At 72.5% G+C, this 14,598-nt stretch carries 18 protein-coding genes; 13 read left to right on the top strand and 5 right to left on the bottom strand.

All coding sequences use genetic code 11. From position 1 onward, the window contains the following. Positions 1-69: 69 nt before the first annotated feature. A complete protein-coding gene (locus AB0M93_RS24040) occupies positions 70-1,008 on the top strand; it encodes a hypothetical protein (RefSeq protein WP_364276403.1) in 939 nt (312 codons plus the stop codon). On the opposite strand, the gene AB0M93_RS24035 is transcribed toward AB0M93_RS24040, so the two are convergent. The 3 genes from AB0M93_RS24035 to AB0M93_RS24025 all read right to left on the bottom strand — a co-directional run bounded on the left by AB0M93_RS24035 (position 998) and on the right by AB0M93_RS24025 (position 3,706). Next, positions 998-1,978: a hypothetical protein gene (locus tag AB0M93_RS24035; protein ID WP_364276402.1), complete on the bottom strand. Its 981-nt coding sequence runs from the start codon at positions 1,976-1,978 to the stop codon at positions 998-1,000. The genes AB0M93_RS24040 and AB0M93_RS24035 overlap by 11 nt on opposite strands. Beyond that, a complete protein-coding gene (locus tag AB0M93_RS24030; RefSeq protein WP_364276401.1) occupies positions 1,975-2,472 on the bottom strand; it encodes a SigE family RNA polymerase sigma factor in 498 nt (165 codons plus the stop codon). Before AB0M93_RS24030 ends, AB0M93_RS24035 begins: the two co-directional genes overlap by 4 nt. 64 nt (positions 2,473-2,536) lie before the next feature. Next, the gene (locus AB0M93_RS24025) at positions 2,537-3,706 is read right to left on the bottom strand and encodes a phytase (protein ID WP_364276400.1); all 1,170 of its coding nucleotides are present in this window, start codon (positions 3,704-3,706) and stop codon (positions 2,537-2,539) included. 99 nt (positions 3,707-3,805) lie between these two features. Between AB0M93_RS24025 and hisF the strand changes: the two genes are divergently transcribed. Genes hisF through AB0M93_RS24005 form a run of 4 tightly spaced genes read left to right on the top strand, consistent with a single transcriptional unit; the run spans position 3,806 to position 5,662 of the window. Further along, complete coding sequence (gene hisF, locus AB0M93_RS24020; RefSeq protein WP_364276399.1) at positions 3,806-4,579, top strand: imidazole glycerol phosphate synthase subunit HisF; 774 nt, start codon at positions 3,806-3,808, stop codon at positions 4,577-4,579. Next, positions 4,576-4,953 (top strand): hypothetical protein, encoded by a 378-nt coding sequence (locus tag AB0M93_RS24015; RefSeq protein WP_364276398.1) that lies wholly within the window; start codon positions 4,576-4,578, stop codon positions 4,951-4,953. Before hisF ends, AB0M93_RS24015 begins: the two co-directional genes overlap by 4 nt. Beyond that, on the top strand, positions 4,950-5,312 hold the full coding sequence (gene hisI, locus AB0M93_RS24010) for a phosphoribosyl-AMP cyclohydrolase (RefSeq protein WP_176175816.1): 363 nt from the start codon (positions 4,950-4,952) through the stop codon (positions 5,310-5,312). Before AB0M93_RS24015 ends, hisI begins: the two co-directional genes overlap by 4 nt. Further along, entirely contained in the window at positions 5,309-5,662 is a 354-nt protein-coding gene (locus AB0M93_RS24005; protein WP_364276397.1) for a DUF1304 domain-containing protein, read from the top strand. Before hisI ends, AB0M93_RS24005 begins: the two co-directional genes overlap by 4 nt. 82 nt (positions 5,663-5,744) lie before the next feature. Here AB0M93_RS24005 and AB0M93_RS24000 read toward each other — a convergent pair whose 3' ends face one another. Both AB0M93_RS24000 and AB0M93_RS23995 read right to left on the bottom strand, forming a co-directional pair. Then, the gene (locus AB0M93_RS24000; protein ID WP_364276396.1) at positions 5,745-6,359 is read right to left on the bottom strand and encodes a TetR family transcriptional regulator; all 615 of its coding nucleotides are present in this window, start codon (positions 6,357-6,359) and stop codon (positions 5,745-5,747) included. 38 nt (positions 6,360-6,397) lie between these two features. Then, positions 6,398-6,979 carry a helix-turn-helix domain-containing protein gene (locus AB0M93_RS23995; RefSeq protein WP_364276395.1) on the bottom strand — a complete coding sequence of 194 codons (582 nt, stop codon included), beginning with the start codon at positions 6,977-6,979 and terminating at the stop codon, positions 6,398-6,400. A 90-nt stretch (positions 6,980-7,069) separates the two neighbouring features. On the opposite strand from AB0M93_RS23995, the gene AB0M93_RS23990 reads away from it, so the two are divergent. The 8 genes from AB0M93_RS23990 (at position 7,070) to AB0M93_RS23955 (ending at position 14,594) form a co-directional block, all read left to right on the top strand. Continuing rightward, positions 7,070-7,987 (top strand): NADP-dependent oxidoreductase, encoded by a 918-nt coding sequence (locus tag AB0M93_RS23990; RefSeq protein WP_364276394.1) that lies wholly within the window; start codon positions 7,070-7,072, stop codon positions 7,985-7,987. Positions 7,988-8,044: 57 nt separating this feature from the next. Continuing rightward, the gene (locus AB0M93_RS23985; protein ID WP_364276393.1) at positions 8,045-9,604 is read left to right on the top strand and encodes an anthranilate synthase component I; all 1,560 of its coding nucleotides are present in this window, start codon (positions 8,045-8,047) and stop codon (positions 9,602-9,604) included. A gap of 61 nt (positions 9,605-9,665) precedes the next feature. Continuing rightward, complete coding sequence (locus AB0M93_RS23980; RefSeq protein ID WP_364276491.1) at positions 9,666-10,193, top strand: Trp biosynthesis-associated membrane protein; 528 nt, start codon at positions 9,666-9,668, stop codon at positions 10,191-10,193. A 124-nt stretch (positions 10,194-10,317) separates the two neighbouring features. Next, a complete protein-coding gene (gene trpC / locus AB0M93_RS23975; protein ID WP_364276392.1) occupies positions 10,318-11,127 on the top strand; it encodes an indole-3-glycerol phosphate synthase TrpC in 810 nt (269 codons plus the stop codon). After that, positions 11,124-12,362 (top strand): tryptophan synthase subunit beta, encoded by a 1,239-nt coding sequence (trpB, locus tag AB0M93_RS23970; RefSeq protein ID WP_364276391.1) that lies wholly within the window; start codon positions 11,124-11,126, stop codon positions 12,360-12,362. The genes trpC and trpB overlap by 4 nt, the downstream gene beginning before the upstream one ends. Then, positions 12,359-13,150, top strand: coding sequence for a tryptophan synthase subunit alpha (gene trpA / locus AB0M93_RS23965; protein WP_364276390.1), 792 nt, complete (start codon positions 12,359-12,361; stop codon positions 13,148-13,150). The genes trpB and trpA overlap by 4 nt, the downstream gene beginning before the upstream one ends. Positions 13,151-13,321: 171 nt before the next feature. Continuing rightward, positions 13,322-13,891: a Uma2 family endonuclease gene (locus AB0M93_RS23960; RefSeq protein ID WP_364276389.1), complete on the top strand. Its 570-nt coding sequence runs from the start codon at positions 13,322-13,324 to the stop codon at positions 13,889-13,891. Between the two features lie 46 nt (positions 13,892-13,937). Beyond that, entirely contained in the window at positions 13,938-14,594 is a 657-nt protein-coding gene (locus tag AB0M93_RS23955; protein WP_364276388.1) for a peptidoglycan recognition family protein, read from the top strand. Positions 14,595-14,598: the final 4 nt, after the last annotated feature.

Genomic DNA, 14,598 nt, shown 5'->3' with positions numbered 1-14,598 from the left:
CCGAAGCGTTTCACCACCTGCGTCTGAAACGCTTTGTGGGCTGGATCATCCGCTCACTGGGAGGCGTAGATGGCGGTCACACAGCAGGTACCGGTTCATCCGCAGGCCGGGTTCTTCGGCGCCGGGCCGTACCCCGCGCGCCGGGCCGCCGTCGCGGTCCTGGCGATCCTGGCGGGGTTCGTCCTCACCGCGATCTGGTCGGCGCCGTTCGTCGACTCCGTGATCGGGGACAGCGTCGCGAACGGCCTCCTCGGCTACGACGCCAAAGCCACGCCCATCAGCGGCGTCCTCGCCGGGACGCTCTTCGCGTTCGTCTCCGGCCTCGCGGGTTCCTTCACCGCCTGCAACATCGCCGCGTTCGGCGCGGTCGCCCCGCTGGTCGGCAGCGAAGCGGGGCAGAAGCGCAGCGCGTTGAAGCCGCTCGGCTGGATCGCCGCCGGCATGCTGACCGTCTCAGTCGGCTACGGCGTGGTCGTCGCGCTCGTCGGCACGCGGATGCCGCAGTTCTCGACCGCGCAGACCACCGGGCTTTCGCCGCGCAGCATCCAGTCCATGATCGCCTTCGGGGTCGTCGGCCTGGTCTTCCTGGCCATGGGCCTGATCGCCCTCGGCATCGTCGGCAACCCCTTCGCGGGCTTCACCCGCCGCCACCCCGCGGCGCCGCTGGTCCTGATGGGCGCGCTGATCGGCGGGTTCCTCATCGGACGGCCGTACCCGCTGTTCCGCATCATGTTCCGCAGCGCCGCCGAGCAGCACAACGTGCTCTACGGCGCCGCCGCGTTCGCGCTGCAGTCGGTCGGCAACATCGTCGTCATGGCCGTGCTCTTCCTCGTCCTGACCTACGCCACCGGCGGCCGCGTGCAGCGCTGGCTGGCCGCGAAACCGGCCCGGATCGCCACGGTGACCGGTGCGGCGTTGCTCGTCGGCGGCACGTTCACGCTGCTCTACTGGGACGTCCGCGTGCTCGGCCGGCTCGGGTACATCTGGTTCCCGATGGTCAGCTGGTAGCCCGGCCGACCCAGCGGTAGTCGGGTGCCGGGTCGAGCTGAACGCCGTTCGCGACGGCGACCAGCTCGGCCTCCGGCCGCGGCCCCGACACCGTCAGCCAGCGCCCCGACGGCAGCCGCACCGCGACCATCGCGTCCCGCCCGGCCGACGGCGCCACGAAGAAGCCCTCGCCGCCGCGGACGGTCACCGGTTCGCCGCCCGGCACGCCGGGCGCGTCACGGCCGGCGACGGCCCGCACCACGGCGACCGACGGCCGAGCCGGATCGGCCGCGGTCAGCTCCGTACCGGCGTCGCCGGGACCGGTGCCCCGCACCAGGGCCGAACGTTCGGCCAGCCCCGGCGGCAGGGAACCGAACCGCAGCTCACCGCGGACGCCGACCGGGGTGGCGGTGACCGAGCCGGCGACCCGCTGAGCGACGGCGCGGGCGTCCGGGACGCCGAGGATCCGCGCGACCAGCACGTGCTGGTCGTCGGCCAGCCAGGTGAGCTCGGCGAGGCCGCCGTCGCCGGTGACCATGGCGACCCGGCCGCGCACGACGACCTGGTCCTTGATCGACGCGATCTTCAGCGCCGTCTGCGACCACTCGGGGTCGGCGGTGGAGTGCGCCACCAGCGTGACCGATGCCTGGCCGGCCGACCACCGCCGGGTCTGCGGGGTGAGCCCGGGGCCGCCTTCGCGGTACTGCTCGGTGAACCCCGCCGGCAGCCAGCCCGGGCTGAAGGCGAGCACCGGGCGGCTCGCGGCCGGCTCCAGGGCCGGCGGCCGGGTCAGCAGCTGCAGGCCCGTGACGAGGCCGACGACCACCACGACCACGGCGGCGGCGACCAGGGCCAGCCGGGTCGCCGGCCGCCGTTCCCGCCCCGAGCGCGCGAGGGCGTCGCGCACCGCGTGGCCGTCCGGGGCGCGGGCGGCCAGCCGGTCCAGGCTCTCCCGGATCAGCGTCTCGGTGTCGTGCTCGCTCCGCGTCATTCGGGGACTCCGGTGGTGATGGACGTCGGGTGCGGGGCGTGGCGCAGGGTGGCCAGGGCCCGCGAAATCTGGCTGCGCACGGTGGAGACGCCGCAGCGCAGGACCGCGGCGATCTCGGCGTCGGAGTAGTTCTCGTAGTACCGCAGCACGACCGCGGCGCGCTGCTTGCGCGGCAGCGTGGCGAGCAGGCCGAGCATGGCGTCCCGCTCGTCCCAGGCGGTGGCGGGATCGGCTTCCGGCGGGCTGAGCGCGTCGAGGACGTCGTGGCTGCTGGGCACCATCCGGCGCACGGCCCGCCGCCGCCACGAGAGGTACTCGTTGGTGACCATCCGCCGCACGTAGGTCGGCGGGGCGGCGATGCCGTCCCAGCGTTGCTGGGCGCGCAGCAGCACGTCCTGGACGATGTCCTGCGCCAGGTGGGGGTCGTTCGTCAGGACGGTGGCGTAGCGGAGCAGCCCGTCCAGCCGCTCCGCCACGAACTCTTCGAAGCTCACACACGTCCCTTCGTCACTCCAGGGACGCACGAGGGGGCCGTACTGCTGCACGGCGGACGGAAATTTATCGCCCGAGGACGTCCTCCAGCCGGACGAAGGCGAAGCCGGTGGCCGGTTCGTCGCCGGGCGAGGGGTGGCGTTCGCCGTCGTGGACGACCAGGAGGCCGTGCGGGAACCGGCGGCCGAGGGAGGCCGTGGAGATCGCCGAGCCGTCGGAGTGCTCCACCGAGTCCGTCCCGCGGCCGGCGACGATCCGCAGGTCACGGACGTGCTTGCCGTACACGACGAACCGCGAGTCGCCCTGGCTGGAGGCGAACAGGGTGCCGTTCGCCACCGCCAGGCCCTCGGCGTCGGCGGTCAGCCACCGGCCGCCGTAGCCCGGGTCGGCGCCGTCCGGGACGCACTCCTCGGTGGCACTGTCCCAGCGCTGGGGGACACCGAACGACCGGACGCGGTCGAGCAGCTCGGGCCGCCCGAAGCCGCCGGAGGTCAGCGGGATCCGCCAGATCCCGACGTCCTCCTGGGCGGTGTAGAGCACGCGGCCGTCGAACACCGAGCCTTCGAGCTGCGGTCCTTCGCCGGGCTCCTCGCACGGCGACCAGGCCGAGCCGTCCGGCAGGCGGAACCGCGACGGCAGGTCGACGGTCGCGATCGGCGCGGTGCCGACCGAGCCGTCCGGCCGGTCGACGAGCCGCAGCAGCGCCACGCGCGTCTCGTGCCGCCGTGTCACGGCCACCCACCGGACGCCGGTGCGCGGATCACGCGCCGCGGCCAGGCCGTAGGCGGTCCGCTGCTGGTCCACTTCGGACTCCGACGCGGAAAACACCGGTGGCGCGGCGGGATCGGTGACGTCCCGCAGCACGTGCGCCCCGGCGGCGGCGCCCGCGGGGTCGATCCGGTAGACGCGGATCCGGTCCCGCCCCCGGTCGCTGACGACGGCGAGATCCCCGACGACGTCGACGTTGTTGAACCGCCCGCCCGGCCCGGCGGGGACCAGCTGCAGGGTCCGCGCGCTCAGGTCGAACGCGGCGAGGCCGCCTTTCTTGAGGGTGCCGAGCACGACGCTGCGCTCGGGATCGCGCGGGTGCACCCAGATCGCGGGATCGTCGGCGTCGGCGTCACCGGTGAAGGCCTGGGTCTGGCGGACGGGCGCCGGATCGCGGGTCGCGGCGGACGCGGGGACGGCGGTCAGCAGGGCGACGGCGGCGAGGGCCGCCGGGAGGAGTCTGCGCACGGGCGGAAACTAGACGAATCGGGTGGCCGGGACGTGAACGGCGGATGCCGGGCCGTGCCATCGGCGGCGGTCCCGAGCCCCTTGACTACGCTGGTGGGCATGTCTGTCGCGGTGCGGGTGATCCCCTGTCTCGACGTCGACGCGGGCCGGGTCGTGAAGGGTGTCAACTTCGCCGGCCTCCGCGACGCCGGCGACCCTGTCGAGCTTGCCCGGCGTTACGACGCCGAAGGCGCCGACGAGCTCACCTTCCTCGACGTCACCGCGTCCTCAGGGGACCGCGAAACCACTTACGACGTCGTCCGGCGGACCGCCGAGCAGGTCTTCATCCCGCTGACCGTCGGGGGTGGCGTGCGCAGCAACGACGACGTCAACCGGCTGCTGCGGACCGGGGCCGACAAGGTCAGCATCAACACCGCCGCCATCGCGCGGCCCGAGTTCCTCAGCGAGGCGTCGCGGCGGTTCGGCGCCCAGTGCATCGTGCTCTCGGTCGACGCCCGGCGCGTGCCGGAAGGCGGGGAGCCGACCCCGTCCGGGTTCGAGGTCACCACCCACGGCGGCCGCCGGGGGACCGGGATCGACGCCGTCGAATGGGCCGCGCGGGGCGAGGAACTCGGGGTCGGGGAGATCCTGCTCAACTCCATGGACGCCGACGGCACCAAGAACGGCTTCGACCTCGAACTCATCGAGCTCGTCCGCAAGGCCGTGCGCGTCCCGGTGATCGCCAGCGGCGGAGCGGGTGCGGTGGAGCACTTCCTGCCCGCCGTCCGGACCGGAGCCGACGCCGTGCTCGCCGCCAGCGTGTTCCACTTCGGACAGCTGAAGATCGGGGACGTCAAGGACGCGCTGCGCGAAGGCGGGGTCGAGGTCCGGTGAAGTCCTGGCAGGCACCCGTCGAGGTGAAGGTCACCGCCGGCCTGCTGGCCGGGCTGCCGGTCGCGTGGGCGTTGCTCGACCTGGTCCCGGTGCTGAGCGCCGGGGCCGGCCTGGCCATCTACCGGATGCCGGCGCTCGCGCTGATCCTCGGCGGCGTCGTCACCACCGGGCTCGTGCTGAAGATGGGCAGCGCGCGGATCGGCGGCCTGGTCGTCGCGGTCGTTTTCGCGCTGCTGCACGCGTTCCTGCTGCTCGGTGCCGAGCTGTGGTTCAACAAGCTGTTCTCCGGTCTGTCCTTCGCGGGCTACGGCTACGCGTTCGTCCTGCTGAACTCGATGCCGCTCAAGCGGCACATCCTGGGAGCCGAAGCATGACCCTCGACGCGGCCGTCTCGGCGCGCCTCAAGCGCAACGCCGACGGCCTGATCGCCGCGGTCGTCGTCGAACACGCCACTTCGGACGTGCTGATGATGGCCTGGATGAACGACGACGCCCTCGCCGCGACGCTGGCCACCCGCCGCGGCACGTACTGGTCGCGCAGCCGGGGGAAGCTGTGGGTCAAGGGCGAGACGTCCGGGCACTACCAGCACGTCCGCGAGGTGCGGATCGACTGCGACGGCGATACGGTCCTGCTGCGCGTCGACCAGACCGGCCCGGCTTGTCACACCGGCACGCACACCTGTTTCGACACCGAGGAACGCCTCCTCCTGGCCGATGAGAAAGAGCACGCGTGACCATCGTCGCCGACATCCTGGTCGGGCTCGTCGCCCTGATCCACGTCTACATCGTCGTCCTGGAGATGTTCCTCTGGACGACGCCCCGCGCCCGCGCCGCGTTCGGCACGACGGAGGAGTTCGCGGAGGCGAGCAAGACGCTGGCGGCGAACCAGGGGCTGTACAACGGCTTCCTGGCGCTGGCGCTGGTGTGGGGCCTGATCGCGGGCCAGTTCCAGCTCCAGCTGTACGGCCTCGTCTGCGTGATCATCGCGGGCCTCTACGGCGCCGCGACGGCCAGCAAGCGGATCCTTTTCGTGCAGGTGCTCCCGGGCGCGCTGGCGCTCATCGCGCTGCTGATCGCCCGGTAGGCCCAACGTCGTTGCCGCTCAAGGCTTCCAGCCTGGCTGCCGCCGGCGACCGCGACGACCTCGCGCGCCGAAGGCGGCGGCGTCAGCCGATCTCGCCGGTGAGGTAGCGCTGCAGGTTCGGCGCGATCGCGCGCACCAGGACCTCGACCTCCTCGGTGGCGACCGGCTCGAACTTCGCCACGTACCGGACCATGCCCAGGCCCACCATCTGCGTCGCGCAGAGGTTCATCCGCAGTGGCACGCGGTCCGAGCCGATCGAGGTGATCAGCGCGCTGAAGAACCGCTGGAAGAAGTCGCGCAGCACGTGGCCGGCCTGCTCGTGGCCGGTGACGCTGCGGATGAGCGCCACGAACACGCCGCCGCCCGCGCTGTCCCAGCGGGTGATGAACGTGCGGACGATCCGCTCGCCCAGTTCGTCGTCGGGGCCGTTGCGGAGGACCTTCTGCAGTTCCAGGGGGTCGAACGGCAGCTCGAGGACCGCTTGGGCGAACAGGCCCTCCTTGCTGCCGAACCAGTGGTTGACCATCGCCGCGTCGACGCCGGCGCGGGTGGCGATCGCGCGCACGGTCGCACCGTCGTAGCCGTTCTCCGCGAACACCGACCGCGCGGCCTCGACCAGCGCCGTGCGGGTGTCCTGGCCGGCGGGCCGCCGCCCGCGGCGGCGGACGTTAGGCTCGCTGTTCTCCGTGGTGCTCACCTGCCCATCATGACGCACGGCAAGCCCGAATTCAACATTCATTGAATTAAGGCGGTGAACCGCAGGCCGTCCATCAGGAGGTCCAGCAGGCGGCAGGCCTGGGCTTCGTGTCCGGGCCGGGGGGCCACGGTGAAGATGCCGATGAGCGCGGCGGCGATGTCTTCGGCGGTGACGTCGGAGCGGAGGTCGCCCGCCGCGCGGCCGGCGTCGAGGATCGCGGTGATGGCCGCCAGCAGCTCGGTGCGAGTGCGGGCGTGCGCGATTTCGCCCGACTCGATCATCGCGAGCAGCGTGTCGAGCATGCCGTTCTTGGTCGCGATCCAGTCGCCGAACAAGTCCATCCAGCGCCGCATCGCCGCGGCCGGAGGCAGCCGGCCGAGCAGCTCCTGCGCGCCGGTCGCCAGCCGGGTGACCTGGTCCTGGTAGACCGCGTCGACCAGCGACTCGCGGGTCGGGAAGTGCCGGTAGAGCGTGGCGATGCCGACCCCGGCCTCGCGGGCGATCGCCCGCATGGACGGCTCGGTGTCCGCCGCGGCGAACATGCGGGTCGCCACCGTGAGCAGCTGGTCGCGGTTGCGGGTCGCGTCCGCGCGCGGTCCGCGCGGCTCGGGCTCGGGCAAAACGGATCACGCTCCGTTTCTGCTAGGCTCGGCAGGTAACCGGAGCATAGTCCGTTTCACGGTGTGTTCCCCCAGCGCGAGGAGACAGACATGAGCAAGGCGGTCCGGCTCGACACGTTCGGCGGCCCCGAAGTCCTGGCTGTGCAGGAGGTTCCCGCACCGCAGGCCGGCCCGGGACAGGTCCGGGTGCGGGTCACCGCGGCCGGATTGAACCCAATGGATTGGATCATGACCGCCGACGCGGACACCGCCGCCCGGTTCGGCTTGCGCCTGCCGGCCGGGTTCGGGACCGACTACGCGGGGCGGGTCGACCAGGTCGGCGCGGGGGTGACCGGGTTCGCGCCCGGCGACCGGGTGTTCGGGGGTGCCCTGTCACGCGCGGTCGCCGAGTTCGTGGTGGTCGACGCGGCCGGGGAAGCCGCGGCGGACGAGGTCCACCACACCCCCGAGGGCGTCGACGACCGCACTGCCGCCACCCTCACGATCGCCGGCCGCACGGCCGCCGCCGCCCTCGCCGTCGTCGATCCGGGTCCGGCCGACACCGTGCTGATCGGCGGCGCGGCGGGCGGGGTCGGGGTGTTCGCCGTCCAGCTCGCCCGGATCGCGGGCGCGCGGGTGATCGGGACGGGATCGGCGGCCTCGGCCGGCTTCCTGCGCGAGCTCGGAGCCGAGCCGGTCACCTACGGCGACGGCCTGGCCGGCCGGGTCCGCGCCCTCGGCGGTGTCACCGCCGCCATCGACCTGCACGGGACCGAGACCGCGCACGCCGCCCGGGAGCTCGGCGTCCCGGACCACCGCATCGTCACCGTCGCCGCGCGGCTCGACGGCGTGGCGGGGGCCAACGGCGCGGACGCCGCGCCCGGGACCCTGGCGGAGATCGCCCGCCTGGTCGCGGCCGGCCGGCTCCGCGTGCCGATCGCGGCGACCTTCCCGGTCGAGGACATCCGCCGCGCGGCCGAGCTCCAGGCCGGCCGGCACGTGCACGGCAAGGTGGTCGTCGACTTGTAGCGTCGTGGTCGTCGCCCGCGCCACCGGGCGATCCGCGCAAGCGGCACAATGAGGTCCATGGTCAGCGCATCCGCCGGTTCGGCCGGTCCCGGCACGGTCAGCCCGTCCCGCGAGGACTTCCGCGTCCTCGCCGAGAGCCGCCGCGTGATCCCGGTCGTGCGCCGGGTCCTCGCCGACGGCGAGACGCCGATCGGGGTGTACCGCAAGCTCGCCGCCGACCGGCCCGGCACGTTCCTGTTCGAGTCCGCCGAAAACGGCGCGTCCTGGACCCGCTGGTCGTTCATCGGCGTCCGCAGCCCGGCCGCGCTCACCGTCCGCGACGGCGAAGCGGTCTGGACCGGCACCCCGCCGGTCGGCCTGCCCTCCGATGGCAACCCGCTGAACGTCCTGCGCGAGACCATCGAAGCCCTGCACACCGAGCCGCTGCCCGGCCTGCCCCCGCTGACCGGCGGCATGGTCGGCTACATCGGCTACGACGCCGTCCGCTGGCTGGAACGGCTGCCGGAGCTGGCCGAGCGCGACCTCGACATCCCCGAGCTGACCATGCTCCTGGCCACCGACCTGGCCGCGTTCGACCACCACGAGGGCACGGTCACGCTCATCGCGAACGCCGTCAACTGGGACGACTCGCCCGAGCGCGTGGACGCGGCCTACGACGACGCCGTCGCCCGGCTCAGCGCGATGACCGAGCAGCTGCAGGTGCCCGCGCCGGCCACGGTCGCCGCGTTCGACCGGCCCGCGCCGGAGTTCACCCGGAAGCGGTCGAAGGCGGACTTCCACGCCGCGGTCGAGAAGGCCGTCGAGGCGATCAAGGCCGGCGAAGCGTTCCAGATCGTGCCGTCGCAACGCTTCGAGATCCCGACCGCGGCCGACGCGCTCGACATCTACCGCGTGCTGCGGACGTCCAACCCGAGCCCGTACATGTACCTGCTGCGGCTGGAGGGCTTCGACATCGTCGGCTCCAGCCCCGAATCCCTCGTCACCGTGCGGGACGGCCGCGCGACCACGCACCCCATCGCGGGCACGCGCTGGCGCGGTGCGGACCCGGAGGAGGACGCGCAGCTGGCCAAGGACCTGCTGGCCGACGACAAGGAGCGCGCCGAGCACCTGATGCTCGTCGACCTCGGCCGCAGCGACCTGGGCAAGGTCTGCAAGCCGGGCACCGTGCGCGTGGTCGACTTCTTCCAGATCGAGCGCTACAGCCACGTCATGCACATCGTGTCCACCGTCACGGGCGAGCTGGCCGAGGGCAAGACGGCGTTCGACGCGGTCACGGCGTGCTTCCCGGCCGGGACGCTCTCGGGTGCGCCCAAGGTCCGCGCGATGCAGCTGATCGAGGAGCTGGAGCCGGTCCGCCGCGCGCTGTACGGCGGCGTCGTCGGCTACCTCGACTTCGCCGGCGACGCCGACACCGCGATCGCGATCCGCACGGCCCTGGTCAAGGACGGCATCGCGCACGTCCAGGCCGGCGGCGGGGTGGTCGCCGACTCGGTGCCGGACTACGAGGACACCGAATCGCTGAACAAGGCCCGGACCGTGCTCTCGGCGGTGGCCGCGGCGCAGACGATGGTGGCGGCGGGTGCGCTCGACCCGGCCGCGGACGCCGCTCATGTCTGACACGCCGGACGCCTCCCCGGTCGCCGACGCGGCCGCTCCGGCGGCGAGGCGTCCACTGTGGATGATCGTGGTCGCGCTGCTGCTCGGCGCGCTCGCGCTGTGGGGTGCGTCACGGCTGACGTGGTTCGCCGAATTCCGCGACGGCGGCGTCCGCGGCACGGTCCTGTACCGCGAAACCGGCGAGCAGCGGGCGACCGCGCTGGTGCCGCTGGCCCTGCTCGCGCTGGCCGGCGTGGCCGGGGTCGTGGCCACCGGCGGCTGGGCGCGGCGCGTGCTCGGCGGCGTGCTCGTGCTGGCCGGGGTGGCGGCGGTCTGGACCGGCGTCGATGGCGTCCGGTTCGCCGGCTACGCCGACGGCCTGCCGGTGACCCAGATGCTGCTCGGGCGCGGCCTGGCCGTGCTCGGGGGAATTCTCGTCGCCGCCGGCGGGTTGGTCGCCGTCAAGGGCGCCGGCCGGGCCGCCCGCCTCGGCACGAAGTACGCGGCCCCGGCCACCCGGAAGAAGGTGCGTGACCCGGACGCCGAGCTGTGGGAGGCGCTGTCCGAAGGGGAAGACCCGACGGACGTCCGGGGCAGGCATTCGGAGTAACGCGCACACCCGGAACCGGGCGTCTCGGATGCGGGGGTTAGCATCGTTTCGGCGGGAAGGGGAAGGTTTTTGTGAGCGAACTTGCGAGTGGATCCGTGAGCACGCGCCCTGGTGGGGGCGCCCGGTGAGCGTGCTCGAAGACATCGTCGCCGGCGTGCGGGAAGATCTCGCCGTGCGGGAATCCGCGCTGCCGTTCGACCAGCTGAAGATCCGGGCGGCCGCCGCCCCCGGCCCCCGCGACGTGATGTCCGCGCTGCGCGAGTCCGGTATCGGCGTGATCGCCGAAGTGAAGCGGCGCAGCCCCTCGAAGGGCGACCTGGCCGACATCCCCGACCCGGCCGCGCTGGCGAAGGACTACGAAGACGGCGGCGCGCGCGTGATCAGCGTGCTCACCGAGCAGCGCCGCTTCGGCGGTTCGCTGGCCGATCTGGACGCCGTCCGCGCCGCGGTCGACATCCCGATCCTGCGCAAGGACTTCGTCGTCAGCCCCTACCAGGTGCACGAGGCCCGCCTGCACGGCGCCGACATGGTGCTGCTGATCGTCGCCGCGCTGGAGCAGAACGCGCTCGTCGCGCTGCTCGACCGCGTCGAGTCGCTCGGGATGACCGCGCTGGTGGAGATCCACAACGCCGAGGAGGCCGACCGGGCCCTCGAGGCGGGCGCCAAGGTCATCGGCGTCAACGCGCGCAACCTGCACACCCTCGAGGTGGACCGGGACGTCTTCTCGCGGCTGGCCCCCGGCCTGCCGATGGACGTCTACAAGGTCGCCGAGTCCGGGGTGCGCGGCCCGGGCGACCTGATGTCCTACGCCGGCCACGGCGCCGACGCGGTGCTGGTCGGCGAGGGTCTCGTCGCCTCCGGCGACCCGAAGGGCGCCCTCGTCAAGCTGGTCACCGCCGGTTCCCACCCCGCCTGCCCGAGGCCGTCGCGGTGACCGAAGAGCACGGTGCTGTCAAACGGCCTCAGGAACTCGGCGCACACGACCCGGACGAGCGCGGCTATTACGGCCCGTACGGCGGGCGGTTCATGCCGGAGGCGCTGATCGGCGTCGTCGACGAGGTCGCCACCGAGTACGACAAGGCCCGCCATGACCCGGAGTTCCTGAACGAGTTCAACCGCCTGCTGAAGGACTACGCGGGCCGCCCGTCGCTGCTCACCGAGGCCAAGCGCTTCGGTGAGCACGCCGGCGGCGCGCGGGTCTTCCTCAAGCGCGAGGACCTGAACCACACCGGCTCGCACAAGATCAACAACGTGCTGGGCCAGGCGCTGCTCACCAAGCGGATGGGCAAGAAGCGCGTGATCGCGGAGACCGGCGCGGGCCAGCACGGCGTCGCGACGGCCACCGCGTGCGCGCTGCTCGACCTCGACTGCGTCGTCTACATGGGCGAGGTCGACACCGAGCGCCAGGCGCTGAACGTGGCCCGGATGCGGCTGCTCGGCGCCGAGGTGATCCCGGTCAAGACCGGATCGCGGACGCTGAAGGACGCGATCAACGAGGCCCTGCGCGACTGGGTCACCAACGCCGACACCACGCACTACCTGTTCGGCACGGCCGCCGGGCCGGCGCCGTTCCCGACGATGGTGCGCAACTTCCACCACGTCATCGGCACCGAGGCGCGGGAGCAGATCCTGGAGCAGGCCGGGCGCCTGCCCGACGTCGTCGCGGCCTGCGTCGGCGGCGGGTCCAACGCGATCGGCATCTTCTCGGGCTTCTACGACGACCCGTCCGTGCGGCTGGTCGGCCTGGAGCCGGGCGGCGAGGGCATCGAGGGCAACCGCCACGGCGCGACCCTGACCAAGGGCACCCCGGGCAACCTGCACGGCGCGATGACGTACCTGCTGCAGGACGAGGACGGCCAGACGGTCGAGTCGCACTCGATCTCGGCCGGGCTCGACTACCCGGGCGTCGGCCCGGAGCACGCGTGGCTCAAGGACACCGGCCGCGCGGAGTACCGCCCGATCACCGACGCCCAGGCGATGGACGCGTTCAAGCTGCTGTCCCGCACCGAGGGCATCATCCCGGCGATCGAGTCGGCGCACGCGCTGGCCGGCGCGCTGGACCTGGGCCGCGAACTGGGTCCGGACGGCCTGATCGTGGTCAACCTGTCCGGCCGCGGCGACAAGGACATGGACACGGCGGCCAAGTGGTTCGGACTGGTGAACGAATGAGCGGGCTGGACGACCTCTTCGCGACCACGCGCGCGGAGGGCCGCGGCGCGCTGATCGGCTACCTCCCGGCGGGCTTCCCGACGGTCGAGGGCTCGAAGGACCTGATCGCGGCGTGCGTCGACGGCGGCGCGGACCTGATCGAGGTCGGCGTCCCGTATTCGGACCCGGTGATGGACGGCCCGACCATCCAGGCCGCGTCGGTGACCGCGCTGGACAACGGCTTCCGCCTCAAGCACGTGTTCGAGGTCGTCGAGTCGGTGTCGGCCCGCGGCGGCCGCGCGGTCGTGATGACGTACTGGAACCCGGTGAACCGCTACGGCGTGGACCGCTTCGCCCGCGACCTCGCTTCGGCGGGCGGGCTCGGCCTGATCACCCCGGACCTGATCCCGGACGAAGCCGGCGCGTGGATGGAAGCTTCGGCTCAGCACGGCTTGGATCGGACGTTCCTGGTGGCGCCGTCGTCGTCGGAGGAGCGGCTCGCCCGCACGGCGGCGGCCTCGTCGGGCTTCATCTACGCGACCGCGGTGATGGGCGTGACGGGCGCACGCGACCAGGTGGGCGCGGGAGCGGAAGAGCTGGTCCGCCGCACGCGCGCGCACACGGACCTGCCGATCGGCGTGGGCCTGGGTGTCCGCTCGGGCGACCAGGCGGCCGAGGTGGCGTCCTTCGCGGACGCGGTGATCGTGGGTTCGGCCCTGGTCACGGCGGCGGCGGAAGGCGCGGACGGGGTTCGCCGCCTGTCGGCGGAGCTGGCCGAAGGCGTGCGCCGGGCGGTCGCGACCGCCTGACCCGGATCTGCTGCCGGGCGGTGTTCCACGGGTGTGACGCCCTCACCTGATCCAGAACTGTCGGTAGCGGTCCGCATACTCGTTGTGTGATGATCCACAACGAGGGGACCGGCCACACATGTCACACTGGAGCAGACCCACGGCGACGCGCGGGAGCGGAGGTGAAGCGCGATGGCAGCACCGGCTGAGCCCGAGACGCACAGCGAGTTCCACATCCCGCCACGACCGGACGGCTGGACGGTCGACGAGGTCCTCGCCTTGTCCGAGGACCAGGCGTCACGGCACCGGGTCGAACTCGTGGACGGAGCGCTCCTCGTGAGCCCCGCGCCGACTTCGGTGCACCAACGGCTCCTGCAGAAGTTGCAGCTCGCCTTCGTGCCCGCGCTGCCGGGCGGTACCGAACTACTGCCCGGAGTGAATGTGCGCTTCGGAACGCAGCGGCTGCTGGTCCCCGATCTGGTGATCCTCAACTGCCCTGGAGTCGATACCGTGGCGTACCTCGCGAGTGATGTCCTGCTCGCCGCGGAGATCGTCTCACCTTCGAGCAAGGTGCAGGACCGGATGCTCAAACGAGCCCTCTACGCCGAGGCATTCATCCCGTACTACCTCCTGGTCGAGCCGCTCGAACCGACGGTGGCGACCCTGTTCGCCCTCGAACGCGACGAATACGAGCCCATCGCCAAGAGCAAGGACGGCGAACTCCGGCTCATGCGGCCGTTCGAAGCCACCCTCCGCCTCTGACAGCTCTTGTACGAAAGCTGTACGCCCCCGCGGCAAAGTCCGCGCCATGGACATCGCACACCTCCCGCGGCGCAGCTTCCTGCGCGGTGCCGCCGGCCTGGCCGTCGCCGGGGCAGCCGGGCTTCTCCTCCCGCAAGCCGCCCGCGCGGTCACCGTGCCGCGGATCTACAGCTGTGCCGAATGGGGCGCGCGACCGCCCGCCGATGCGCTCACCACGCTCGACCACCCCGCGAACCGGGTGCTCATCCACCACATCGCCTGCCCCAACAGCACCGACTACTCCCTCGCGCACGCCTTCCAGGTCGCCCGGGACGACCAGCACGACCACATCGACAACAACGGCTGGTCCGACACCGGGCAGCACTTCACCGTCAGCCGCGGCGGCTACCGGCTCGAAGGGCGGCACGGCAGCCTCGACGCCCTGCGCGGTGGCACCACGATGATCCAGGGCGCCCACTGCCCGGGCCAGAACACCAACGCCATCGGCATCGAAAACGAAGGCACCTACACGAGCGTCGAGCCGCCGCAGGCGCAGTGGGCGTCGCTCGTCGTGTTCTGCGCCTACATCTGTCGGCAGTACGGGATCCCCGTTGAGGAGATCAAGGGCCACCGCGACTTCTACAACACCGAATGCCCCGGCGACCGCCTGTACGCCAAGCTGCCGCAGCTGCGCACGGAGGTCGCCAGGGCACTGGCGGCGTGAGCGG

It is taken from the genome of Amycolatopsis sp. NPDC051102 (assembly GCF_040682815.1).
Lineage (GTDB): Bacteria > Actinomycetota > Actinomycetes > Mycobacteriales > Pseudonocardiaceae > Amycolatopsis.
This window is presented reverse-complemented; position numbering and strand designations above follow the sequence as displayed.

Bases quoted from the DNA above. Each gene is read 5' to 3' on its own strand.
- hisF (WP_364276399.1), top strand. From the start codon at position 3,806: ATGTCTGTCGCGGTGCGGGTGATCCCCTGTCTCGACGTCGACGCGGGC.
- AB0M93_RS23960 (WP_364276389.1), top strand. From the start codon at position 13,322: ATGGCAGCACCGGCTGAGCCCGAGACGCACAGCGAGTTCCACATCCCG.
- trpA (WP_364276390.1), top strand. From the start codon at position 12,359: ATGAGCGGGCTGGACGACCTCTTCGCGACCACGCGCGCGGAGGGCCGC.
- AB0M93_RS23955 (WP_364276388.1), top strand. From the start codon at position 13,938: ATGGACATCGCACACCTCCCGCGGCGCAGCTTCCTGCGCGGTGCCGCC.
- hisI (WP_176175816.1), top strand. From the start codon at position 4,950: ATGACCCTCGACGCGGCCGTCTCGGCGCGCCTCAAGCGCAACGCCGAC.
- AB0M93_RS23990 (WP_364276394.1), top strand. From the start codon at position 7,070: ATGAGCAAGGCGGTCCGGCTCGACACGTTCGGCGGCCCCGAAGTCCTG.
- AB0M93_RS24035 (WP_364276402.1), bottom strand. From the start codon at position 1,978: ATGACGCGGAGCGAGCACGACACCGAGACGCTGATCCGGGAGAGCCTG.
- AB0M93_RS24040 (WP_364276403.1), top strand. From the start codon at position 70: ATGGCGGTCACACAGCAGGTACCGGTTCATCCGCAGGCCGGGTTCTTC.
- AB0M93_RS23980 (WP_364276491.1), top strand. From the start codon at position 9,666: ATGATCGTGGTCGCGCTGCTGCTCGGCGCGCTCGCGCTGTGGGGTGCG.
- AB0M93_RS23985 (WP_364276393.1), top strand. From the start codon at position 8,045: ATGGTCAGCGCATCCGCCGGTTCGGCCGGTCCCGGCACGGTCAGCCCG.